The organism is Streptomyces sp. NPDC014907 (assembly GCF_055562975.1).
The window spans coordinates 176,025-198,392 of record NZ_JBVHEG010000003.1 but is presented as its reverse complement, the minus strand read 5'-3'; the positions used below and the strand labels follow the sequence as shown (position 1 = coordinate 198,392).

Annotated in this window: 24 protein-coding genes; 12 read left to right on the top strand and 12 right to left on the bottom strand. The window is 70.1% G+C overall.

The features are described from left to right. Nucleotides 1-28 precede the first annotated feature (28 nt). Both ACZ3IL_RS10090 and ACZ3IL_RS10085 read right to left on the bottom strand, forming a co-directional pair. Complete coding sequence (locus ACZ3IL_RS10090) at nt 29-1,147, bottom strand: lipid II:glycine glycyltransferase FemX (RefSeq protein WP_467388505.1); 1,119 nt, start codon at nt 1,145-1,147, stop codon at nt 29-31. Nucleotides 1,148-1,469: 322 nt separating this feature from the next. Then, nucleotides 1,470-1,784, bottom strand: coding sequence for a hypothetical protein (locus ACZ3IL_RS10085; protein ID WP_467388503.1), 315 nt, complete (start codon nt 1,782-1,784; stop codon nt 1,470-1,472). Nucleotides 1,785-2,077: 293 nt separating this feature from the next. Between ACZ3IL_RS10085 and rpsF the strand changes: the two genes are divergently transcribed. The 4 genes from rpsF (at nt 2,078) to rplI (ending at nt 3,786) form a co-directional block, all read left to right on the top strand. Beyond that, nucleotides 2,078-2,368, top strand: a complete 291-nt coding sequence (gene rpsF, locus ACZ3IL_RS10080; protein ID WP_015034882.1) for a 30S ribosomal protein S6 — start codon at nt 2,078-2,080, stop codon at nt 2,366-2,368. 74 nt (nt 2,369-2,442) lie between these two features. Beyond that, nucleotides 2,443-3,027 carry a single-stranded DNA-binding protein gene (locus tag ACZ3IL_RS10075; protein WP_467388501.1) on the top strand — a complete coding sequence of 195 codons (585 nt, stop codon included), beginning with the start codon at nt 2,443-2,445 and terminating at the stop codon, nt 3,025-3,027. Between the two features lie 57 nt (nt 3,028-3,084). Continuing rightward, the gene (gene rpsR / locus ACZ3IL_RS10070; protein ID WP_005315025.1) at nt 3,085-3,321 is read left to right on the top strand and encodes a 30S ribosomal protein S18; all 237 of its coding nucleotides are present in this window, start codon (nt 3,085-3,087) and stop codon (nt 3,319-3,321) included. Nucleotides 3,322-3,339: 18 nt separating this feature from the next. After that, nucleotides 3,340-3,786, top strand: coding sequence for a 50S ribosomal protein L9 (gene rplI, locus ACZ3IL_RS10065; RefSeq protein WP_121830685.1), 447 nt, complete (start codon nt 3,340-3,342; stop codon nt 3,784-3,786). A 168-nt stretch (nt 3,787-3,954) separates the two neighbouring features. Here the strand turns inward: rplI and ACZ3IL_RS10060 are convergent, their stop codons facing one another. Beyond that, nucleotides 3,955-5,292, bottom strand: coding sequence for an MATE family efflux transporter (locus tag ACZ3IL_RS10060; protein ID WP_467388498.1), 1,338 nt, complete (start codon nt 5,290-5,292; stop codon nt 3,955-3,957). A gap of 443 nt (nt 5,293-5,735) precedes the next feature. Here ACZ3IL_RS10060 and dnaB point away from each other — a divergent pair, with 443 nt between their 5' ends. The 3 genes from dnaB to ACZ3IL_RS10045 all read left to right on the top strand — a co-directional run bounded on the left by dnaB (nt 5,736) and on the right by ACZ3IL_RS10045 (nt 9,400). Further along, complete coding sequence (gene dnaB, locus ACZ3IL_RS10055) at nt 5,736-7,199, top strand: replicative DNA helicase (protein ID WP_467389274.1); 1,464 nt, start codon at nt 5,736-5,738, stop codon at nt 7,197-7,199. A gap of 294 nt (nt 7,200-7,493) precedes the next feature. Next, entirely contained in the window at nt 7,494-7,928 is a 435-nt protein-coding gene (locus ACZ3IL_RS10050; protein WP_467388496.1) for a VOC family protein, read from the top strand. Nucleotides 7,929-8,017: 89 nt separating this feature from the next. Continuing rightward, nucleotides 8,018-9,400, top strand: coding sequence for a serine hydrolase domain-containing protein (locus tag ACZ3IL_RS10045; RefSeq protein WP_467388495.1), 1,383 nt, complete (start codon nt 8,018-8,020; stop codon nt 9,398-9,400). Nucleotides 9,401-9,473: 73 nt separating this feature from the next. On the opposite strand, the gene ACZ3IL_RS10040 is transcribed toward ACZ3IL_RS10045, so the two are convergent. From ACZ3IL_RS10040 to ACZ3IL_RS10015, 6 genes are all read right to left on the bottom strand, one after another. After that, nucleotides 9,474-9,926: a GNAT family N-acetyltransferase gene (locus ACZ3IL_RS10040; protein WP_467388494.1), complete on the bottom strand. Its 453-nt coding sequence runs from the start codon at nt 9,924-9,926 to the stop codon at nt 9,474-9,476. A 37-nt stretch (nt 9,927-9,963) separates the two neighbouring features. Further along, nucleotides 9,964-10,422, bottom strand: a complete 459-nt coding sequence (locus ACZ3IL_RS10035; protein ID WP_467388493.1) for a MarR family winged helix-turn-helix transcriptional regulator — start codon at nt 10,420-10,422, stop codon at nt 9,964-9,966. A gap of 180 nt (nt 10,423-10,602) precedes the next feature. After that, nucleotides 10,603-11,466 (bottom strand): GNAT family N-acetyltransferase, encoded by an 864-nt coding sequence (locus ACZ3IL_RS10030; protein WP_467388492.1) that lies wholly within the window; start codon nt 11,464-11,466, stop codon nt 10,603-10,605. A 288-nt stretch (nt 11,467-11,754) separates the two neighbouring features. Further along, nucleotides 11,755-12,234, bottom strand: coding sequence for an NUDIX domain-containing protein (locus ACZ3IL_RS10025; protein ID WP_467388491.1), 480 nt, complete (start codon nt 12,232-12,234; stop codon nt 11,755-11,757). A 166-nt stretch (nt 12,235-12,400) separates the two neighbouring features. After that, complete coding sequence (locus ACZ3IL_RS10020; RefSeq protein WP_467388489.1) at nt 12,401-13,573, bottom strand: cystathionine gamma-lyase; 1,173 nt, start codon at nt 13,571-13,573, stop codon at nt 12,401-12,403. A 6-nt stretch (nt 13,574-13,579) separates the two neighbouring features. After that, nucleotides 13,580-13,957: a phage holin family protein gene (locus ACZ3IL_RS10015; RefSeq protein WP_467388488.1), complete on the bottom strand. Its 378-nt coding sequence runs from the start codon at nt 13,955-13,957 to the stop codon at nt 13,580-13,582. Between the two features lie 51 nt (nt 13,958-14,008). Between ACZ3IL_RS10015 and ACZ3IL_RS10010 the strand changes: the two genes are divergently transcribed. The 4 genes from ACZ3IL_RS10010 (at nt 14,009) to ACZ3IL_RS09995 (ending at nt 16,314) form a co-directional block, all read left to right on the top strand. Next, entirely contained in the window at nt 14,009-14,326 is a 318-nt protein-coding gene (locus ACZ3IL_RS10010; protein WP_392158733.1) for a cupin domain-containing protein, read from the top strand. A 184-nt stretch (nt 14,327-14,510) separates the two neighbouring features. Continuing rightward, on the top strand, nt 14,511-14,729 hold the full coding sequence (locus tag ACZ3IL_RS10005) for a DUF5326 family protein (protein WP_467388486.1): 219 nt from the start codon (nt 14,511-14,513) through the stop codon (nt 14,727-14,729). A gap of 235 nt (nt 14,730-14,964) precedes the next feature. Then, a complete protein-coding gene (locus tag ACZ3IL_RS10000) occupies nt 14,965-15,735 on the top strand; it encodes an IclR family transcriptional regulator (protein ID WP_467388485.1) in 771 nt (256 codons plus the stop codon). 138 nt (nt 15,736-15,873) lie between these two features. Further along, the gene (locus tag ACZ3IL_RS09995; protein ID WP_467389272.1) at nt 15,874-16,314 is read left to right on the top strand and encodes an SsgA family sporulation/cell division regulator; all 441 of its coding nucleotides are present in this window, start codon (nt 15,874-15,876) and stop codon (nt 16,312-16,314) included. Between the two features lie 249 nt (nt 16,315-16,563). On the opposite strand, the gene ACZ3IL_RS09990 is transcribed toward ACZ3IL_RS09995, so the two are convergent. Continuing rightward, nucleotides 16,564-17,982 carry a YibE/F family protein gene (locus tag ACZ3IL_RS09990; protein ID WP_467388484.1) on the bottom strand — a complete coding sequence of 473 codons (1,419 nt, stop codon included), beginning with the start codon at nt 17,980-17,982 and terminating at the stop codon, nt 16,564-16,566. Nucleotides 17,983-18,193: 211 nt separating this feature from the next. On the opposite strand from ACZ3IL_RS09990, the gene thiC reads away from it, so the two are divergent. Then, on the top strand, nt 18,194-19,978 hold the full coding sequence (thiC, locus tag ACZ3IL_RS09985) for a phosphomethylpyrimidine synthase ThiC (protein WP_467388482.1): 1,785 nt from the start codon (nt 18,194-18,196) through the stop codon (nt 19,976-19,978). A 56-nt stretch (nt 19,979-20,034) separates the two neighbouring features. Here the strand turns inward: thiC and ACZ3IL_RS09980 are convergent, their stop codons facing one another. Beyond that, on the bottom strand, nt 20,035-20,679 hold the full coding sequence (locus ACZ3IL_RS09980) for a hypothetical protein (protein WP_467388480.1): 645 nt from the start codon (nt 20,677-20,679) through the stop codon (nt 20,035-20,037). A gap of 161 nt (nt 20,680-20,840) precedes the next feature. Next, complete coding sequence (locus ACZ3IL_RS09975; RefSeq protein ID WP_467388479.1) at nt 20,841-22,316, bottom strand: metallophosphoesterase; 1,476 nt, start codon at nt 22,314-22,316, stop codon at nt 20,841-20,843. Between the last annotated feature and the right edge of the window lie 52 nt (nt 22,317-22,368).

Sequence of the window (22,368 nt, the reverse complement as noted above, 5' to 3'; positions counted from 1 at the left end):
ACGGCGCGGGCCGTGACGCGGACGGCGGTCAGCGGCGCGACATGTAGATGTCGAGCGCCTTGTGCAGCAGCTTGTTCAGCGGGAAGTCCCACTCGCCGACGTACTCGACGGCCTCGCCGCCCGTGCCCACCTTGAACTGGATGAGCCCGAAGAGGTGGTCGGTCTCGTCCAGGGAGTCCGAGATGCCCCGCAGGTCGTAGACGGTCGCGCCCATCGCGTAGGCGTCGCGCAGCATCCGCCACTGCATCGCGTTCGAGGGCCGGACCTCACGGCCGATGTTGTCGGAGGCGCCGTAGGAGTACCAGACGTGCCCGCCGACGACGAGCATGGTCGCGGCCGACAGGTTCACCCCGTTGTGGCGGGCGAAGTACAGCCGCATGCGGTTGGGGTCCTCGCTGTTGAGGACGGTCCACATGCGCTGGAAGTACGAGAGCGGACGCGGCCGGAAGTGGTCGCGGACGGCCGTGATCTCGTACAGCCGCTGCCACTCGGCCAGGTCCTCGTAACCGCCCTGGACGACCTCGACGCCGGCCTTCTCGGCCTTCTTGATGTTGCGGCGCCACAGCTGGTTGAATCCCTTGAGGACGTCGTCGAGCGAGCGGTTGGCGAGCGGGACCTGGAAGACGTAGCGGGGCTGCACGTCGCCGAAGCCGGCGCCGCCGTCCTCGCCCTGCTGCCAGCCCATCTTGCGCAGCCGGTCCGCGACCTCGAAGGCGCGCGGCTCGATGTGGGTGGCCTCGACGTCCTTGAGGCGCTTGACGTCCGGGTTCTGGATTCCGGCCTTGATGGCGGCCGAGTCCCAGCGGCGGATGACGACCGGCGGACCCATCTTGACCGAGAAGGCGCCCTGCTGCTTGAGGTGCGCCAGCATGGGCTGCAGCCACTCGTCCAGGTTGGGCGCGTACCAGTTGATGACCGGGCCCTCGGGCAGGTAGGCCAGGTAGCGCTTGATCTTCGGGAGCTGGCGGTAGAGCACGAGGCCGGCGCCGACGAGTTCGCCGTTCCTGTCGAACCAGCCGAGGTTCTCCGAACGCCATTCGGTCTTCACATCGGCCCATGCCGGGACCTGGCAGTGGCTCGCGGCGGGCTGGCTCTGGATGTACGCCAGATGCTGCTCACGGCTGATGGTCCTCAGGGTCAGGCTCATGCGGGGCGCTCCTCGGCAGGTGTGTCCCCATCGGTCAGGGGCTCCGGCTCTCGCGCCGAAGCCTACTGTGACCGGGGAGCGCCCCGTATGTCTGTGCGGGCCCGGCCGTGCCGCCGGAGCCCTGGTCCGGCGGACGGGCCACCGCTCCGGACGGCTTCGGCCGGGGGCCTCCCGGGTGGGCCTCCGGGGTTCGGGCGGGGTCCTCCGGACGGGGACGGGCTGGGCCGTCCGGGTCCTCGGGACGGGGTGCGGGAGGCGCGGGTAAGGGGGCCGTGTCCGAGTGCGGGAGGGGATGGTGCGGGGGCCGTGCCGTCCGGCCGGTTCAGTTGATGACGCCGTTGAAGAGGCCGCCGTGGGCCATGCCGAGGAAGAAGCCCACCCCCGCCGCGCCCAGGCCGACGATCAGGAAGAAGCGCTCGCGGGTCGTCACGGAGACGAACTGCCCGTACCCGCCGGTCAGGATGCCGATCAGCCCTGTCCAGGAGCTGAGCAGGTGGAGGCCGTGGAACTGCGCGGTCACGAAGGCCAGGACGCCCAGGACCAGCGTCACGCCGACCAGGGTGTCCTGGAGCGGGTGGGGCCTGCCGTCGGTGGCGAAGAGGGAGTGGCCGGGGTCGCGTCGCATTGCGTGTGCCATGGGGCACCTCCAGGCGTGCTTGCCGGAAGGCGGCGCATCCTAGCGCCGCCGACGTTCATTGTGTCCAGATTGCGGCCTTTCACCAGGGAATTTCAACCGGAAGCGGTTGTACGGGTACGCTGTACGGTCTGCACCGGTGTCTGCCCAGGTCCCTCCGGGATTCCGGCGGTGTTCCCTCCCGACGTGTTCGGCGGGGGGCGCTGTCAGTGGTGGCGGATACCGTTGTTCACGCATCACGACCCTCCTGCCACGGAACGACCGTGGCCGCTGAGTCCAAAGGAGGTGGGTTCCACATGCGTCACTACGAGGTGATGGTCATCCTCGACCCCGATCTCGAGGAGCGCGCTGTCTCCCCGCTGATCGAGAACTTCCTCTCCGTCGTCCGTGAGGGCAACGGAAAGGTCGAGAAGGTCGACACCTGGGGCCGTCGTCGTCTCGCCTACGAGATCAAGAAGAAGCCCGAGGGCATCTACTCGGTCATCGACCTGCAGGCCGAGCCTGCGGTCGTCAAGGAGCTCGACCGACAGCTCAACCTGAACGAGTCGGTCCTCCGGACCAAGGTCCTCCGTCCCGAGACCCACTGAGCTTCTAGCTCAGAGGTCATCGGGTCCGAGTAGCAGCACAGCAGCCAGAAGCAATCCCGCCGAGAGGTTCCCCCATGGCAGGCGAGACCGTCATCACGGTCGTCGGCAATCTTGTCGACGACCCCGAGCTGCGCTTCACCCCGTCCGGTGCGGCGGTCGCGAAGTTCCGTATCGCGTCCACCCCCCGCACCTTCGACCGCCAGACCAACGAGTGGAAGGACGGCGAGAGCCTCTTCCTCACCTGCTCGGTCTGGCGTCAGGCGGCGGAGAACGTCGCCGAGTCGCTTCAGCGAGGCATGCGCGTCGTCGTGCAGGGCCGGCTGAAGCAGCGGTCCTACGAGGACCGTGAGGGCGTCAAGCGCACGGTCTACGAGCTGGACGTCGAGGAAGTCGGCCCCAGCCTCAAGAACGCCACGGCCAAGGTCACCAAGACCACCGGTCGCGGCGGCCAGGGCGGATACGGCGGCGGGCAGCAGGCCGGCGGCGGTGGCGGCTGGGGCGGAAACTCCGGCGGTGGCCAGCAGGGCGGCGGCGGTGCTCCCGCCGACGACCCGTGGGCGACCGGCGCTCCCTCCGGCGGCGGCCAGCAGGCCGCCGGCGGCGGTGGTGGCTGGGGTGGGAACTCCGGCGGCGGCTACTCGGACGAGCCCCCCTTCTAGGGCACGCCCCGGAAGCAGCTCGTACCCAAAACTTCTTGATCACACAGGAGAAACACCATGGCGAAGCCGCCTGTGCGCAAGCCTAAGAAGAAGGTCTGCGCGTTCTGCAAGGACAAGACCGCGTACGTGGACTACAAGGACACGAACATGCTGCGGAAGTTCATTTCCGACCGTGGCAAGATCCGTGCCCGCCGCGTGACCGGCAACTGCACGCAGCACCAGCGTGACGTCGCCACGGCCGTCAAGAACAGCCGTGAGATGGCGCTGCTGCCCTACACGTCCACCGCGCGATAAGGGAAGGGTGACCGAAAAATGAAGATCATCCTCACCCACGAGGTCTCTGGCCTCGGTGCCGCCGGCGATGTCGTCGACGTCAAGGACGGCTACGCTCGCAACTACCTGGTCCCGCGCGGTTTCGCGATCCGCTGGACCAAGGGCGGCGAGAAGGACGTGGCGCAGATCCGCCGCGCCCGCAAGATCCACGAGATCGCGACCATCGAGCAGGCCAACGAGATCAAGGCCCGGCTCGAGGGCACGAAGGTGCGCCTGGCCGTTCGCTCCGGCGACGCCGGCCGTCTCTTCGGCTCCGTGACCCCGGCCGACATCGCCTCGGCGATCAAGACCGCGGGTGGCCCGGACGTCGACAAGCGTCGCGTCGAGCTCGGTTCGCCGATCAAGACCCTGGGCTCGCACCAGGTGTCCGTGCGTCTGCACCCCGAGGTCGCCGCGAAGCTCGGCGTCGAGGTCGTCGCCGCGTAACGCTGCCCCCGGCAGTGCATGTGCAGTGAGGAAGGGCCGCACCCCCCGGGGTGCGGCCCTTCCGGCGTTCCTGCCGTTTCCGTTGCCCCCTGTCGCCCTGTCGCCCTGTTGTCCCCGCGTTGTTTCCGCCGTTTCACGTGAAACGGGCCCCCGCGAAGCTCCGTCGGCTCAGCGGACGGCGCCCGTGACGATCCAGCGGCCCGAGCGGGAGCGGAACCAGAGGGTCAGCATCCGGACCGTCATCATCAGCGCCATCGCCCACCACAGGGCGGTGAGTCCGCCGCCGAGCACCGGCACCAGGAGGGCGGCCGGGGCGAAGACGGCGAGGGTCAGCAGCATGGCCCGGGCCAGGTAGGGGCCGTCCCCCGCGCCCATCAGGACGCCGTCGAGAACGAAGACCACCCCGGCGACCGGCTGGGAGAGCGCGACCACGAGCAGAGCGGGGAGCAGGGTCTCCCGGACCGCGGTGTCGCCGGTGAAGAACGGGACGAACAGGGGCCGGGCGAGGACCAGGAGCGCACCCAGGACCACACCGGAGACCACGCCCCACTGGACCATGCGGCGGCAGACCCGCCGGGCGCCGTCCGGATCGTTCGCGCCCAGGTGACGGCCGATGATGGCCTGGCCCGCGATGGCGATCGCGTCCAGGGCGAAGGCCATCAGGCTCCACAGGGACAGGATGATCTGGTGGGCGGCGACCTCGGTGTCGCCCAGCCGCGCGGCGACGGCCGTGGCGATCATCAGGACCGCGCGGAGCGAGAGGGTGCGGACGAGGAGCGGGACCCCGGCCCGGGCGGACGCCCGGATGCCGGCCGCGTCGGGTCGCAGGGAGGCCCCGTGGCGACGGGCGCCCCGCACGACGACGGTGAGGTACACGGCGGCCATGCCGCACTGGGCGATGACCGTTCCCCAGGCGGAGCCCGCGATGCCGAGTCCGGCGCCGTAGACCAGTCCGAGGTTGAGCGCGCCGTTGGCCGCGAAGCCGCCGATCGCCACGTAGAGCGGCGTACGGGTGTCCTGGAGGCCGCGCAGGACGCCGGTGGCGGCCAGGACCACCAGCATGGCGGGGATGCCGAGGCTGGAGATCCGCAGATAGGTGACGGCGTACGGAGCGGCGGTGTCGGAGGCCCCGAACAGGCCGACGAGCCAGGGAGCGGAGGGAAGGGTCAGCGCGACGACGGCGGCGCCGAGGAGAAGCGCGAGCCAGATGCCGTCCATGCCCTGCCGGATGGCGGCCGGGAGGTCGTCCGCACCCACACGTCTGGCGACGGCCGCCGTGGTCGCGTAGGCGAGGAAGACGAAGACGCTGACGGCGGTGGACAGCAGTGCCGCGGCGATCGCGAGGCCGGCGAGCTGCGGGGTGCCGAGATGGCCGACGATGGCGCTGTCGACCATGAGGAAGAGCGGCTCGGCGACGAGGGCGCCGAAGGCCGGCAGGGCGAGGGAGACGATCTCGCGGTCGTGCCGACGGCGGACGGCCTTGGGGGTCGCGGGAGCCTGACTCATGGGGGTCAATCTAATCTTCCACAGGTAAGCGATGCAAGACGCTAGTGATCCTTACTTGTGGAGAAGGGGAGGCCGGGGGAGTGAGCTGTTTGTTCTGATCTTGGGCGCACGGGGCAACTTTTTCTCCCCCACAGCCCGTGGATGGGGAAAGTGCAGGTCAGGGCGGCAGTGAAGGAACCGCTATGAGTTTGTCCACATGGCTGTCCCCCGTTCCGTGCACAGGAACCGGCGAGTTCTCCACAGCATCTGGTCATTCACCCACAGGGCCTGTGGATAACCAGATTGGCTGGAGCCCTCCACAGGCCTACCGTGGACCGGCGCCCGACGCCCCGGAAGCGGTCGCGAAGCCACTCTCTGACCAAGGCCGTGGCGTGAAAGAGTGGCACGGCGAGGTCCGCGGAGCGGACGGAGGAGGTGGCTTGGTGAGCGTTGTTTCCGAGCCCATGGACGACCCCTGGGCCGACAGCGGACCGAGCGACCGGCTGCCCACCCGTACCCGTGGCGAAGGACGCGGTCGCGGTCGCGGCCGGGACGACCAGCACGAGCGGGGCGGCGACGGCCCGTGGGACGGCGGGCTCTCCGGTTTCGAGCGCGTTCCCCCGCAGGACCTCGACGCCGAGCAGTCCGTCCTCGGCGGCATGCTGCTCTCCAAGGACGCCATCGCGGACGTCGTGGAGATCATCAAGGGCAACGACTTCTACAAGCCCGCGCACGAGACCGTGTACGCCGCGATCCTCGACCTCTACGCCAAGGGCGAGCCGGCCGACCCGATCACGGTGGGCGCCGAACTCACCAAGCGCGGCGAGATCACCCGGGTCGGCGGGGCCTCCTACCTCCACACCCTGGTCCAGTCGGTACCGACCGCGGCCAACGCCTCGTACTACGCCGAGATCGTCCACGAGCGCGCCGTCCTGCGCCGCCTGGTCGAGGCGGGCACCAAGATCACGCAGATGGGGTACGCGGCCGACGGGGACGTCGACGAGATCGTGAACTCGGCCCAGGCCGAGATCTACGCGGTCACCGAGCAGCGCACCACCGAGGACTACCTGCCGCTCGGCGACATCATGGAGGGGGCGCTCGACGAGATCGAGGCGATCGGGTCCCGCAGCGGCGAGATGACCGGTGTGCCGACCGGCTTCACCGACCTCGACTCGCTGACCAACGGACTGCACCCCGGCCAGATGATCATCATCGCGGCCCGTCCCGCCATGGGTAAGTCGACCCTCGCCCTGGACTTCGCCCGCGCGGCCTCCATCAAGCACAACCTGCCCAGCGTCATCTTCTCCCTCGAAATGGGCCGCAACGAGATCGCGATGCGCCTGCTCTCAGCAGAGGCCAGGGTCGCGCTCCACCACATGCGCTCCGGCACGATGACCGACGAGGACTGGACGCGCCTGGCCCGCCGGATGCCGGACGTCTCCCAGGCCCCGCTCTACATCGACGACTCCCCCAACCTGTCGATGATGGAGATCCGGGCGAAGTGCCGGCGGCTCAAGCAGCGCAACGGCCTCAAGCTCGTCATCATCGACTACCTCCAGCTCATGCAGTCGGGCGGCTCGAAGCGCCAGGAGAGTCGCCAGCAGGAGGTCTCCGACATGTCGCGAAACCTCAAGCTCCTCGCCAAGGAGCTGGAACTTCCGGTGATCGCGCTCTCCCAGCTGAACCGTGGCCCCGAACAGCGCACCGACAAGAAGCCGATGGTCTCCGACCTGCGCGAGTCCGGCTCGATCGAGCAGGACGCCGACATGGTGATCCTGCTGCACCGCGAGGACGCCTACGAGAAGGAGTCCCCGCGCGCGGGCGAGGCGGACATCATCGTGGGCAAGCACCGAAACGGCCCGACGGCCACCATCACCGTCGCCTTCCAGGGGCACTACTCCCGTTTCGTGGACATGGCGCAGACCTGACGGCCCGGCTGCTGCGCAGCACGTTCCACGTGTTCGTCGCACCGGAAGCGGCGGGTGGTTTCGCGCGCGAGCGGTCGCCGCAACAGTGCGCGGTACCGGGGAGGAGCCTCCCGAAGGCCTTCCGGGCCCCGCCCCGGACCGGACTCGTCCGCGCCGGTTCTCGGTGCGGACGGCGGCCACGGTCCGGGGCGGGGCCCGGGGCCCGGGCCCCGGGGCCGCAGAGCCGTCCGCGCCCCTCCGTGTGCGGGAAATTCCGGGCTCCCGCCCCAGAGGACGCGCCATTATGGTGGCCCGATGACGACGATCAGGAAGTTCCAGGTCACCTTCGACTGCGCGGAGCCCGAGCGCATGGGCCGTTTCTGGTGCGAGGTGTTGGGATACGTCCCTCCGTCCCCGCCGGAGGGATTCGCCACGTGGGCCGATTACAACGGTTCGCTGCCGGCCGAGGAGCGGGACGCGTGGTTCTCCTGTGCCGACCCCTCGGGTGAGGGCCCGCGGCTGTACTTCCAGCGCGTTCCCGAAGGGAAGGTCGTCAAGAACCGCGTTCACCTCGACGTGCGGGTCGGTACCGGACTCGTGGGTGAAGAGCGCCTCGCCGCGCTCGAGGCCGAATGCGCGCGGTTGGTCGCGCTCGGCGCCGTACGCGGGCAGCTCCTGCTCGCCGACGGGGTCAACGAGTCGTGCCTCTTGATGCAGGACGTCGAGGGCAACGAGTTCTGCCTGGACTGAGGGAGGCGCGCGCCTCCGCGCTCTACGCGGAGGCGGAAGTCCGGCACATCGTGGGGCCGCGGAGGCGGTGCATCGCGTTGGATGGGCTCATGACGACATCTTTCGAAGCCTTGCTGCCCGGTACCGAGCGGGCCCTGTTGCACCGGGTCGCGGTGGCCCAGGCCGAAGGGCGGACGCCCTCGCTCGTGGGGGCGGTCGTCCGTGACGGGGCGATGGTGTGGAGCGGCTCCCGCAGTTGCGTGGACGGCCACGCTCCCGACGCCGACACGCAGTTCAGGATCGGTTCGATCACCAAGGTGTTCACCGCCGTCCTGGTGATGCGGTTGCGGGACGAGGGACTCCTCCGGCTGGACGACCCGCTGGAACGGCACCTCAAGGGGACGCGCGTCGGAGAGGTGACGGTCCGCCAACTGCTCGGTCACGGCGGTGGCCTCGCGGCCGAGACTCCCGGCCCGTGGTGGGAGCGCTCGTCCGCCGAGCTGCGGCCGGAGCTGGCCGACGTTCTCGGGGAACGCCCCTTCCTCCAGGCTCCGGGGCGACGCCACCACTACTCCAACCCCGGTTACACCCTGCTCGGTTCGCTGGTAGAGGAGGTCCGGGGGCGCTCCTGGGAGGAGTCGCTGCGGCGCGAGATCCTGGAGCCGTTGGGTATGGCCCGCACGACGCTGGAGCCCGTGGCCCCTCACGCCGGTGGCTGGGCGGTGCACCCCTGGGCCGATGTGATGCTGCCGGAACCGTCCGAGCACCTCGGTCTGATGGCGCCGGCGGGGCAGCTCTGGTCGACGGCGGCCGATCTCGCGCGCTTCGCCGCGTTCCTCTCGGAGGGGGACGAGCGGGTGCTCGGCGCGGACTCCGTGATGGAGATGCGTGCTCCGGCCTCCGCCCCCGGCGAAGGCGAATGGGAGGGAAGCTATGGACTCGGTCTCCAGCTTCTCCGCGGGGACGGCCGGACCCTAATCGGTCACACCGGCTCCCTCCCCGGCTTCGTCGCCTGCCTGTGGGTGGGCGTGGAGGACGGCCTCGCGGGCATCGTTCTCTCCAATGCCACTTCAGGACCGCTGGTGGGGGCCGTGGCCGCCGATCTCGTACGGATCGTGGCGGAGGCCGAGCCGAGGCTCCCCGAGCCGTGGCGACCCCTTCCCGCGGCCGAGGTCGACGCGGAACTGCTGTCGCTGACCGGGACCTGGTACTGGGGCACGTACGCGTACGGCCTGCGGCTCGGCCCCGGTCGCGGTGTGACCCTCGAACCCCTGAGGGGCGCCGGGAGGCGCGCCCGGTTCCGGGAGCTTCCCGAAGGCGGCTGGGTCGGACTGAACGGCTACTACGAGGGGGAGCGGCTCCAGGTCGTACGGCGGCCTGACGGGAGCGTGAGCCACCTGGACCTCGGCTCCTTCGTCTTCACCCGGGAACCGTACGAACCGGGGGACGCGGTGCCCGGAGGCGTGGACGAGGCGGGTTGGCGCGGCCTCTGAACCGCCCCGGTGTTTCACGTGAAACGGTGCGCCGGACTCGACGTCCGACGCACCGGGCACACCGGGGAACGGGTCAGAGTTCCTTCTTGAAGCCCACGTGGGAGCCCACGAAGCCGAGGCGCTCGTAGAAGCGGTGGGCGTCGGAGCGGGTGGCGTCGGACGTCAGCTGCACGAGCCGGCAGCCTTGGCGGCGGGACTCCTCGACGGCCCACTCGATGAACTGAGTCCCCAGGCCGTTGCCGCGTTCGTCGGCGTGGACGCGAACGGCCTCGATGATCGAACGGGTACTGCCCCGGCGGGAGAGCCCCGGGACGACCGTCAGCTGCAGGGTGCCCACGACCTTGCCGCCGCGGGCGGCCACCATGACGTGCTGGTGGGGATCGTTCGCCAGGCGGTCGAAGGCGGCGAGGTACGGGGTGAGGTCGTCGGGGGACTCGCGCCGCGCGCCCAGGGGGTCGTCGGCGAGCAGGGCGACGATGGCCGGGAGGTCGTCCACGGTGGCCGGACGTATCTCAAGATCACTCATGGAACGCAGCGTACGTTCAGCCGGCTCCCGGCGACGCTCATACGGAAGCGTCCGCGCCTTCCACCACATGGACCAGCGGGGCCAGCTCCGGGTTCTTCGCGGCCTCGTCGAGGGCTTCGCGCAGGGCGCTGTCGTTGGTGGGACGAGCCTCTTCGAGGAGTTTCAGACCCGCCTCGGTCACATCGGTGTAGATGCCGCGCCGGTCGGTGGCACAGAGGTACCGGGTGAGCAGCCCTCGGTCCTCGAGCCGGGTGACGAGCCGGGTGGTGGCGCTCTGGCTGAGCACGACCGCGTCGGCGACCTGCTTCATCTGGAGATGGCCGCCGGGCCCGCTGTGCTGGCGGCTGAGGACGTCGAGGAGCGAGTACTCCCGCACGCTCAGGCCGTGACGGGACTCCAGGGCGCGCTCGATGTGGGACTCGATCCTGCCGTGCAGGAGGGAGAGGGCGCACCAGCGCTGGGAGAGCGCCGTGAGTGCGGGGTCCGTCGCGGTCATGGTCTCTCCTCGGTCTCTCCTCGACGCCGAAGCGGCTTGGACACCCAGGGTAGAGGAAGAGGCGAAATAATGGGCGCCTGCAAGTAAATTTGGTCCCGGGAGGCCTGAGAGGCCCGGGGAACGGAGAACTCCGATGCCGGGCCGGTGGCGGGGGAGCACCCGTCCGTGAGCGCGGAGAAGCTATCCGGCCGCGACCGTCAGAGGAGCGAAGCGGCGGCGCCAGTCTCCCGGCAGATCGGGGAGGGAGCGGACCATCACGGATGTCGTGGCGATCGAGCCGACGCCGTTCTCCTTCAGCCAGCGCAGCAGGTTCGTGTGGCGTGTGTCGACGTCCGTGCGCAGGGGACGGTCGGTGACGGCGGCCAGGGAGGCGATCAGGGCCCCGGCCGTGGCCGTGTCCCGGGCGACCAGCGGCCCGACGACATGGGTGTCCATGTTGGGCCAGGCCGCCGCGAAGCCGGTGATCCCGCCGTCCTGCTCCGCGACCCTGAGGTGGTCCGCGAACGCGGGAAGGCGGGCGATCACATGGGTGCGGTCGAGGCCGAAGACCTCCAGGTCCAGGCGGAGGATCGCCTGCAGGTCCTCCGCCGTCGCCGGACGGACGGGCACGTCCGGGGCCGGTACGGCGAAGGTGAAGCGCCCTCTCACCATCTCCGAACGGGCCGTCTGCGTGAAACCCAGCTGCTCGTAGAGCGGCTGTCCGTTCGCCGTGGCGTACAGGGTGAGCGGCGTGTTACCGGACTGCTCCAGGACGTACCGCATGAGCCGTCGCCCCACCCCTTGGCGCGCGTACCGTTCGGCGACGAGCACCATGCCGATCGCGGCGAGCCCCGGGCCGTACGAGGTGACCACGCAGCAGGCGAGCAGCCCCTCGCCGTCGGGGGCGTCGATGCCGTACCCGGTGCCGGCGGCGAGCAGGAGTCCCCACTTGTGCTCTTCCCGTGGCCAGCCTCTGTCTTCGGCGAGATCGGAGCAGGCGAGCAGGTCCGCAGGGATGAGCGGCCGAATGGGAAGGTGCGAGAGCGCGGAGGGAGGAGTCGGCATGTACGTCAGGCTGTCCGAAGCGACGATCTTCCGTCCACCGCTTTACAGGATCGGACCGTTCCCGGCCCATCCTCACTTCGGTCCGAGGGGCTACGGGTGAGGAGACACGGGCGACGTTTCACGTGAAACCGCACGCATCTCGGTCACGCCCTTCGGTCCGTGCCACCGGTCCGCCCCTTCCACCGCCTCCCCACGGTGCCTCGTCGCATCCGGACGCGTTGCGGACAGCGGGTGGCTGGGAGGGCGGCCGGTACGGCTTCCCGGCCGCACCGGCCCCTGCGGTGTCCGTCAGCCGAGGTCCGGGGCGTGCATCGCGCGAACGCCCTCGATGTTGCCGTCGAGGTAATGACGCAAGGAGAGCGGGACGAGGTGGACGGCGGCGATCCCGACCCGCGTGAAGGGCACCCGGACGATCTCGTACTCGCCGACGGGTTCCTCCATCTCGGGCCCGTGACGCAGCGAGGTGTCCATGGAACCGAGCCGGCACACGAAGAAGTGCTGGACCTTCACCCCGGAGACCCCGCCGTCGACGATGTGCTCGACCGTGTCGACGAAACAGGGCACCACGTCGGTGATCTTGGCTCCCAGCTCTTCGAAGACCTCACGGTGCAGGGCTTCGACGACAGTGGCGTCGGAAGGCTCCACGCCGCCTCCGGGCGTGACCCAGTAGGGGTCCATTCCCGGCTTCGTCCGCTTGATGAGGATGAGGTCGTCTCCGTCGAGCAGGACGGCACGCGCGGTGCGCTTGATCACAGGCCGTTCGGTCATGGGGAGAAAATGGCCTGTTCGGGACTGGATGAAACGCACTGGGCCCCTGTGAAAGGAACGGGCCGCCCTTGGGCGAGCGGTTTCCGCCCCGGGGGACGAGGGCGCTCCGAGCCGCCGGGAGGAGGTCCGAAGCACCCCGCTCCGTGCGGACACCCGCCACCGCGACTCAGCCGGCGGACCCCGCCGCGTCGAGGGCCCGCAGCACGTCGGCGATCAGGTCTTCGGGGTCCTCGGCACCGACCGAGAAACGGATGAAGCCCTCCGCGACCGCGTCCCCGCCCCAGCGCCCGCGCCGTTCCGCCGTGGAACGCACCCCGCCGAAACTGGTGGCGTCGTCCACGAGCCGCAGTTCCTCCAGGAACCTCTCGGCCCGCTTCCGGTTCGCCAGCTCGAAGGAGACCACCGGCCCGAAGCGCCGCATCTGTCGGGAGGCCACCGTGTGCGAGGGGTCGCCGGGCAGTCCCGGGTAGCGCAGACCGGTGACGTCCGGCCGCCCGGCGAGCGTCCGTGCCAGTTCCAGCGCGGTGGAGCACTGCCGGTCGATCCGGAGCTGGAGAGTGGCGAGCGAACGGTGGGCGAGCCAGGCCTCCATGGGCCCGGGAATGGCGCCGACGACCTTGCGCCAGCGCCGCACCTCCGCCGCCCGCCGGGGGTCGCGGCAGCTCACGTGGCCGAGCAGGACGTCGCCGTGCCCGGTCATGCCCTTGGTGTCGCTGGCGACGGAGAAGTCCGCGCCCAGTTCGAGGGGCCGCTGACCGAGCGGGGTGGCGAGGGTGTTGTCGACGGCGACGAGCGCGCCCGCGGCGTGGGCCTCGCGCACCAGACGGCGGATGTCGCAGACGTCGAGCCCCGGATTGGAGGGGGTCTCGATCCAGAGCAGCCGGGCACCTTCGAGCACGGTGAGCTGTTTGTCCCCACCGGTCGATGCGGTGCGAACCTCGATTCCGTACGCCCTCAGCTGCTCATGGAGAAGGGGCAGGGCCTGGTAGCCGTCGGTGGGCACGACCACCGCGTCACCGGATTTCAGCTGGGAGAGCAGGACGGCGGAGATCGCGGCCATGCCGGAAGCGAAGACCAGCGTTTCGACGCCCCCCTCCCCGGGCGCCTCCAGCTCGCCGATCGCCCGTTCCAGATGGGTCCAGGTGGGGTTCTCGTCACGGCCGTAGGTGTACGGGCCGGCTGGTTCGCCCGGCAGGTGGAAGTGCGCGGCGAAGACCGGGCCCGGGAGGGTCGGTTCGTACTTCACGGGGTCGGGGAGTCCGGCGCGCACCGCGCGTGTCCCGTCACCGATGGCGGCGCCCGTGCGGTGCGCGCCGGGACCGCGTTCCTCGTGCGTCATGGCGGTTCAGTCCTTCTCGGGGAGCACGACGTTCAGTGCCCATGAGACGACGGAGATGATCAAGCCGCCCAGGACGGCGGTCCAGAAGCCCTCCACGTGGAAGCTGAGGTCGAACTTGTCGGCCAGCCAGGAGGTGAGGAGCAGCATCAGGGCGTTGACCACGAGGGTGAACAGGCCGAGCGTCAGGATGAAGAGGGGAAGCGTGAACAACTGGACGACAGGCTTCACCAAGAAGTTCACCACGCCGAAGACCAGTGCGACGAGAATGAGCGTCAGGGCTTTCCTGCCGGTGCTCTCACCGGTCAGGGTGATGTCCTGGAGCAGCCAGATGGCGACTCCCAGGGCGCCCGCGTTGGCGAGCGTCTTGACCACGAAATTCATCATGAGCCCGATCGTGGCAGACACGGTCGGGCCGAGGGCAGGGGCGGACGGACGATGAAGGCATTCCGACTGGACGAGCTGGAGGCGGAGCGTGCCGCGAACAAGGGGGCGTACCTCCAGTTCCTGCGGGAGCGGAACATGTCGGTCGGCCTGTACGCGCTCGACGCCGGAGAGCTCGACCCGCAGCAGCCGCACCGCCAGGACGAGGTGTACTTCGTGGTGAGCGGCCGGGCGTCGATCACGGTCGGGACCGAGACGACCCAGGTGGCACGCGGCAGCGTGGTCTACGTGCCGGCCGGGGTGGAGCACAAGTTCCACCACATCAGCGAGGACCTGCGGGTCATGGTGGTCTTCTCGCCCCCGGAGGGCTGAGCCCCCCCCCGGAGACCATGAGGGTTCGGCCCCGAGAACCCGGGGTCCGCGAGGACCGGGCCCCTAGGGGATGGATCAGGGAAGAGCAGGGGCCGCAGGGCCCCCGCGGGCCTCTTCCGCCGCCTAGCCTTGAGGTGTTCGGCGCGGAGTGCGCGGAGCGGATCTGCGGAAGCGAGGCAGGACGATGGCCGTACGGGAGATTCTCGCGGGGACACCCTGGTGGGTGAGGTGGGTGGCCATACCCGCCCTCGCGCTGCTCGTCTTCGGGGGACTGATCACCAGCGTCCTGACCATGGTGATCGGCCTTCTCTTCAAGGTGCTGCTCTTCGTGGCCCTCGTGGCCGGACTCCTCTACGTCGTACGGAAGTTCAGCTCCTCCGAGCGGTCGCGCCAGGACTGGTAGCGACGATCGTCCGCCGGTATGACGGCGCTGGAGAGTGTTAGCCCGGGCGGGGGAACGGGACGGGCTGCACGGGGTGGGGACACAGGGGCTGCCACTACAGTGGAATCTCTCCGCCGCGATGGGGACTACAGGCGTAGGCCTCCTTACTGACCAGCGGTTTCCCAGGCCCGGCGGGCGCGGGGGCGGCCCCCGCGGGCGGGTGCGGTGCATCCGTCGTCACGCCTGGGGGTGACCTTTGGCCACAGCTACGCAGACGACCGCGCCTACTCTGATCGGTTCGGTGCAGAGAGCGCTGAGACTCCTGGAGGCGGTGGCCTCCCACCGGGAGGGCGCCCCGGCCAAACAGCTCGCCCGTGAGACGGGCCTTCCGCTGCCCACCACGTACCACCTGCTCCGCACCCTGACGCACGAGGGCTATCTGCTCCGCGAGAAGGGCGCGTTCTTCCTCGGAGACGCCGCCGTCCGACTGGCCGGCAGCGGAGCTGTGCAGAATCGTCGCATCAAGATCGAGAATTCTCTCGCCCGCTGGCGGGACGAGATCGGGGTCCCGATCTACTTCGCCCTCTACCGCGAGGGGGAGGTGGAGCTCGTCGCCGTCGCCGACACCCCCTCCGCTCCCGCCGTGGAGGAATGGGCCGACTTCCGCGAGACCGCGCACGCCCATGCGATCGGGCAGTGCCTGCTGGGACAACTCGATTCGAAAACTCGTCAAGACCACCTTGACCGGTACCCGGTGGAATCCATCACCCCGTACACGGTGCGTAACCGCCAAGCCCTTATGGAGCGTTTGGGTGGTTTGGGGAGAATGGAGCCCCTGGTGGAGCGTCAGGAATATGCGCTCGGCACGGTCTGTGCCGCGATTCCCATCACCGCGGGCTCCACGGCGGCCGCGATGGCGATTTCCCTGCCTCTTCATCAGGAAGACCGGTTGCTCCCGGCGATCGAGCGACTACGTACAGAGATCGGTGCGCTCTTCAGTTCGGTCGTGTTCTCTATCAGTATCTGAAAAATCACTCCTTGTGATCTGGTAGTGCTTACAGCACGATTGCGTCAAGAGGGCCACGGGGGATCATTCCTGGCCGTTTCGGTCACAGCTTTCAGCAGCTGTGTTTACACAACTGCTCCATCTACTGCGGGGTACATGATGCGAGAGTCGGTTCAGGCCGAGGTCCTGATGAGCTTCCTCGTCTCCGAGGAGCTCTCTTTCAAGATCCCGGTCGAACTGCGGTATGAGGCCCGGGACCCCTACGCGGTGCGCATGACGTTCCACCTCCCTGGGGACGCGCCCGTCACCTGGGCCTTCGGCCGTGAACTGCTGCTCGACGGAATCAACCGGCCGAGCGGCGACGGTGATGTGCACATCGCCCCCACGGAACCCGAGCGGCTCTCGGACGTCACCATCCGGCTCCAGGTCGGCGGCGACCGGGCCCTCTTCCGGGCCAGCGCACCACCGCTCGTCGCCTTTCTCGACCGTACGGACAAGCTGGTTCCGCTCGGTCAGGAACGGACACTGGGTGACTTCGAAGGGAACCTGGAAGCCGCGCTGGGCAGGATTCTGGCCGAGGAGAACGCCGGGCCCGCCTGAGCCGGGCGCCTTCCGTCACCGGGTTCCTCCCGCCACCGGACGACCTGATCCGTACCGACATCCGGCCCCACTGCGTTGCCGTCCCCCCGAGCCGGCGCGCCGTCGCACCCCTGGGCCTTCGTACCGTCGGTCCGCGATCAATGCCGTTCCGTCGCGGTACCGGGCCGTCGTGACGTCAAGCCGCCGTGCCACCGGGGCACGCGGCCCTGCCCCGCCCTGCCGCCGGGCCCTGCCGCCGGGCCCTGTGCCTCACTTGGCGCGACGACGACGCCCGCCCCGTGCCGGAGCGGACTTCCGGCTGCCCGTCCCCGGCGGCCGGGAGCCCTCCGTACGGTCGGCGGAGACCACCAGGGCCGCGAGCGCCGTGGTGACCGGAACGGACGCCACCAGACCGATCGAACCGATCAGCGTCCGGACGATCTCCTCGGCGACCAGCTCGCTGTTGGCCACCGTCCCCATGCTGCTCTGCGCGATGGAGAAGAGGAGCAGCAACGGAAGGGCGGCGCCCGCGTAGGCGAGTACCAGCGTGTTCACCACCGAGGCGATGTGGTCGCGGCCGATCCGGATGCCCGCCCGGTAGAGGCCGCGCGGCCCCATGGTCGGATCGGCCTGGTGGAGCTCCCAGACGGCCGACGTCTGCGTGACCGTCACGTCGTCGAGCACGCCGAGCGATCCGATGATGACCCCGGCCAGCAGGAGGCCGGACATGTCGATCTCCGGGAAGAGCCCGTGGATCAGGCCGGTGTTGTCGTCGGTGTTGCCGCTGAGGGACGCCCAGCCGATGAAGAGGGAGCCGAGCAGGCCGATCACCAGCAGCGAGATCAGGGTGCCGAGCACCGCGACCGAGGTCCGGGCCGAGAGTCCGTGGCACATGTAGAGCGCGATCAGCATGATCGCGCTCGCTCCGACCACCGCCACGATCAGCGGGTTGGACCCCTCCAGGATCGCCGGCAGGATGAAGAACGTCAGGACGAGGAAGCTCACGGCCAGCGCGATCAGGGCCATGAGGCCCCGCAACCGGCCGACCACCACGACCGCGAGGGCGAAGATGCCGGCGAGCAGCGCCATCGGCAGCTTGCGGTTCACGTCCGTCACCGAGTACTGCAGGTCGTGCGGGGCGTCGGGGGCGTACGCCACCACCACGCCCTGACCCTCGTGCAGTTGGCGCGGTGCTCCGGGCTGCACGATCTCGGTGAACCGGCGTCCCTTGTTCGAGCCGGTGGTGACCTCGATCGTCGCCTTCCCGCACTGCCCCTGCTGGCCGTTGACCGCCTCGCGCCCCTCCGGGGTGGAGGTGTCCCCGGTCGGCGGCACCTGGCCGACGTTCACGACCCTGCAGTCGACGGACTCGACGGAGACGACCTTCCCCTGCTCGGTCTGCCGGTCGAAACCGACGCCGGTGCGTTCGTGCGCGGGGGTGCCGCCGGGCCACAGGACCGCGAGCCCGACCACGACGGCGGTGGCGAAGGGGATCAGGACGGCGGCGATGACCTTGCGCAGGTGCCGTGAGACCGGGGCGGCGGGACCGTGACTGTGGGTGTGCCCGTGTCCGGCTCCGTGCCCCGGCCCGTTCCCGGACCCGTGCCCGGGGCCGTGGGAAGGGCCGTGGGAGGGGTCCGGACCGTGGGTGTGGTCGTGCGGCTCGGGAGTCTGCTGGGGGGAAGTCACCGACCGATCATCGCAAGAACGCCGGAGGCCCACTGTTCAGCACGCCCGGGATGACGTTAGCGTGGTGGCACCTTTGCACACGCGGGAGCTCGGAGCACCGGGCTGAGAGGGCGCTGATCACCGTACGCGCGTACCGACGTACGTACGGGAAGAGCTGCGCCGACCGCCGAACCTGTTACCGGGTAATGCCGGCGTAGGGAGATTCGGTCTCATGACCATTCAGGACGCACGCACGCCTGCCTCCGACCAGAACCGGCCCGACGGGCAGCAGCGCACGCCGGGCTGGCACAAGGGGTACGTCCAGGGCTCGCGCCCCGATCTGCGGGTGCCGGTCCGTCAGGTGCACCTCACCAACGGCAAGGACGTCACGCTGTACGACACGTCCGGCCCGTACACCGATCCGTCCGTCGACACCGATGTCCGCCGGGGCCTTCCGCCGCTGCGCGAGAACTGGATCGTCGCGCGCGGCGACACCGAGGAGTACACGGGCCGTCCGGTCCGTCCCGAGGACGACGGCATCAAGCACACCTCGCCGCGCGGCGGTGGCCTCAAGAACCTCGACGCCGTCTTCCCCGGGCGTCCGCGCCTGCCCCGCCGGGGCCGTACGGGCCGGGCGGTGACGCAACTCGCGTACGCCCGCCGTGGCGAGATCACGCCAGAGATGGAGTACGTCGCGATCCGCGAGAACGTCTCCCCCGAGGTCGTGCGGGAGGAGATCGCCGCGGGCCGGGCCGTGCTCCCGGCGAACGTCAACCACCCGGAGATCGAGCCGATGATCATCGGCAAGCGGTTCCTGGTGAAGGTCAACGCCAACATCGGCAACTCCGCCGTCACCTCCTCCATCGAGGAGGAGGTGGAGAAGATGACCTGGGCGACCAAGTGGGGCGCCGACACGGTCATGGACCTGTCCACCGGCCGCAACATCCACACCACCCGCGAGTGGGTGCTGCGCAACTCCCCCGTGCCGATCGGCACCGTGCCGCTCTACCAGGCCCTGGAGAAGGTCGACGGCAGGGCCGAGGAGCTGAGCTGGGAGATCTACAAGGACACGGTGATCGAACAGGCCGAGCAGGGCGTGGACTACATGACCGTGCACGCGGGCGTGCTCCTGCCGTACGTGCCGCTCACCGCGCGCCGCAAGACCGGCATCGTCTCGCGCGGCGGGTCGATCATGGCCGCCTGGTGCCTCGCGCACCACAAGGAGAACTTCCTCTACACGCACTTCGAGGAGCTCTGCGAGATCCTGGCGGCGTACGACGTCACGTACTCGCTCGGCGACGGGCTGCGCCCCGGATCGATCGCGGACGCCAACGACGAGGCGCAGTTCGCGGAGCTGCGCACGCTCGGCGAGCTGAACACCATCGCCAAGCGGCACGAGGTGCAGACGATGATCGAGGGGCCGGGACACGTCCCGATGCACAAGATCAAGGAGAACATCGACCTCCAGCAGGAGATCTGCGAGGAGGCGCCGTTCTACACCCTCGGCCCGCTGACGACGGACGTGGCGCCCGCGTACGACCACATCACCTCCGGCATCGGCGCGGCGATGATCGCCTGGTGGGGCACGGCGATGCTCTGCTACGTGACGCCCAAGGAACACCTGGGCCTGCCCAACCGCGACGACGTCAAGACCGGTGTCATCACCTACAAGATCGCGGCCCACGCGGCGGACCTCGCCAAGGGGCACCCGGGCGCGCAGGAGTGGGACGACGCGCTCTCGGACGCCCGCTTCGAGTTCCGCTGGGAGGACCAGTTCAACCTGGCGCTCGACCCGGACACCGCACGTGAGTTCCACGACGAGACGCTGCCGGCGGAGCCCGCGAAGACCGCGCACTTCTGTTCGATGTGCGGTCCGAAGTTCTGCTCGATGAAGATCTCCCAGGACATCCGCCGTGAGCACGGCGGTACGGAGGCGGAGATCGAGGCCGGCATGGCGGAGAAGTCCAGGGAGTTCGCGGCGGGCGGCGGCCGCGTCTACCTGCCGCTGGCGGACTGACCCGGCCGGGCGGGCCGGCCGGCGGCCTCGGGCGTGCCGGCCGGCCCGTCGTCCCCTCAGGGTTCGGCGGGGCCGGTGGCGGCGAGGGCGTCCCGGAGGAAGGGGACGATGCCGCGTTCGAGCAGGGCGAGGCGCCAGGCCTCGCGGGCGCGGGAGAGTTCGTCGTCCGGTGCGGCGGGCGGGCCGCCCGCGTTCACCGCGACCGGGCTGTTGCGCAGGGCCGTCACGAGGAGCCCGGCGCCGGCGCAGAGCAGGCCGGCGGCGGCGAGGGAGCCGAAGACCAGGCCGGCCGTCAGCAGCGTCGCGCCGAACGCCACGGTGGGGGCGAGGGCCCGCAGAACCGCTCCGACCAGCAGGAAGATGACGGCGGCGGTGCCCGCGAGAACGGGGACCATGACGGTGACGATCGCGACGGCGCCCGCACCGGGCCCGGGGAGGTCGTACGGGGGCGGGACACGGGTCCCGGCGGCCGTGCGGCTCCGCTCGCGGACCTTGACGAAGTGGTCGTACTCGCTCGCGGCGGCGGAGGTGACCAGCGCCGTCGCGCTCAGCGTCATCGCACGCAGTTGCGCGGTCGTGAGCCGGGTGCCGGCCCCGGCGAGTTCCGGACGTGCGTGGGCGGTGCTCAGTGCGTCGTCGAGGACCCGCTCGTACTCGGCACGGTCCTCGGTCAGCAGGTGCGGAGCCACGTTCATGTGCATCCCCCGATGCTCCGTAGGCCCGGTTCAGCCGTGGGAATACGGTGGATCGGGCGGAAACGGAGGAGAGCCTGCTACGGATGGACCCGATGGTATGGCGGGGGTGCCAGGGGCTGACAGGGAGTTTCCGGAAATCGCCCTTCTCGGATGCGCAGGGTGATAGGTCAGTCGTCCAGGGGGAGTTGGACCACCAGGAGTTTTCCGGCCATGGTCACTCCGCCGTCCATCGCGATCGCGAGCCCGTCCGCGTACACGTGCGGTCCGACGACGGCCGGGCGCGCGTTCTCCTCGCCGTCCTCGGCGCCGACCTGGCCGAGGAGGTAGGGGATCGGGCTGTGGCCGTGCACGATCCGGTGACCGCCGTAGGTGGAGAGCAGTTCCTGGACGGCCTGGGGGCCTCCGTCGTCACGGAACGCGAAGCGCTTGGTGAACTTCCGGAAGACGTCCCAGACCTCGTCGGCGTCGTTCCGGTTGAGGATCTCGTGGACGTTCTCGTTGACGTCCTCGATGGTCTCGCCGTATTCGAGGTACGCGGTGGTGTCCGAGTGCACGAGGAGGTGGTCGTCCTCCAGCACCACGGCGTCGAGCCGGGACATCCACTGGAGGTGGACGTCCTGGAGCCGGTCCATGTCCTGCTTCTGGCCGCCGTTGAGCAGCCAGGCGGCCTGGAAGGTGGCGGTGCCCGCTCCGGAGTTGACCGGGGTGTCGCCGAAGCGCTTGGCGCCGAGGAGCAGCAGCTCGTGATTGCCCATGAGGGCCTTGCAGTAGCCGCCGGCGGCGGCGGCCTCGGCGGAAAGCCGCATGACCAGGTCGATGACGCCGATGCCGTCGGGGCCGCGGTCGGTGAAGTCGCCGAGGAACCAGAGACGGGCGTTGCCCGCGGCCCAGCCGCCGTTCTCGTCGACGAGTCCCTGGGCGCGGAGCGCCGCGAGCAGCTCGTCGAGGTAGCCGTGGACGTCACCGACGACGAAGAGGGGGCCGGGCCCCTCCCCGGTCGCGGGCTCACCGGCGGGGACGGGCACCGGGGTGACGTGGACCTGGACGGTGTCGCCCCGGTTGATGACGGGGAGGTCGCGTTCGGTCGGCGTGTATCCCTCGGGGACCTCGCCCTCGGGGAAGGCGTTGCCGGGGTGGCCGGAGTGATCGGGGGGCACGGAGGCGGTGGGGGCGGCCGGGCCGCTCGCGTCGGCGCGCGCGGGCACGGCGCGGTGGCCCAGGTGGAGGGTCGGGTCGGCGGGCAGGGGGGCGGTGGCCCGCGGTGCGGCGGTCCGGGGCGCGACCGGCTGCTGCGCGGGTTCACGTCCCGGGAGCGGCACGGATTCGACGGGGGAGGGCGCGACGGGGGGCGGGTCCCCGGCGGGCTCCTGCCGGATCGCCGTGGCGGGGTGTGCGACGGGCGCGGGGCGCTCGGCGGGTACGGGCGGTGCCGGCGGCGCGCCGTGCGAGGGCTCCGCGTGCGGGCGTTCCACGCGCGCGTGCTCCCCGTACGGCTGCTCGGCCCGTCCGGCCGCCGACGGGGGCTGCGGGGCCGACGGTTCGGCGGCATGGCCCTGTACGGGTACGCGCGCGTACGGCGGTACGCGGAAGTCACGCAGTGTCGCCGTGCGTACCACGGGCTCCTGACCGGCCCCCTGAGTCATCGACCCCTCCACCACCGTCGCGATGCCCTGCACATCGCGGACCGGCCTGGTC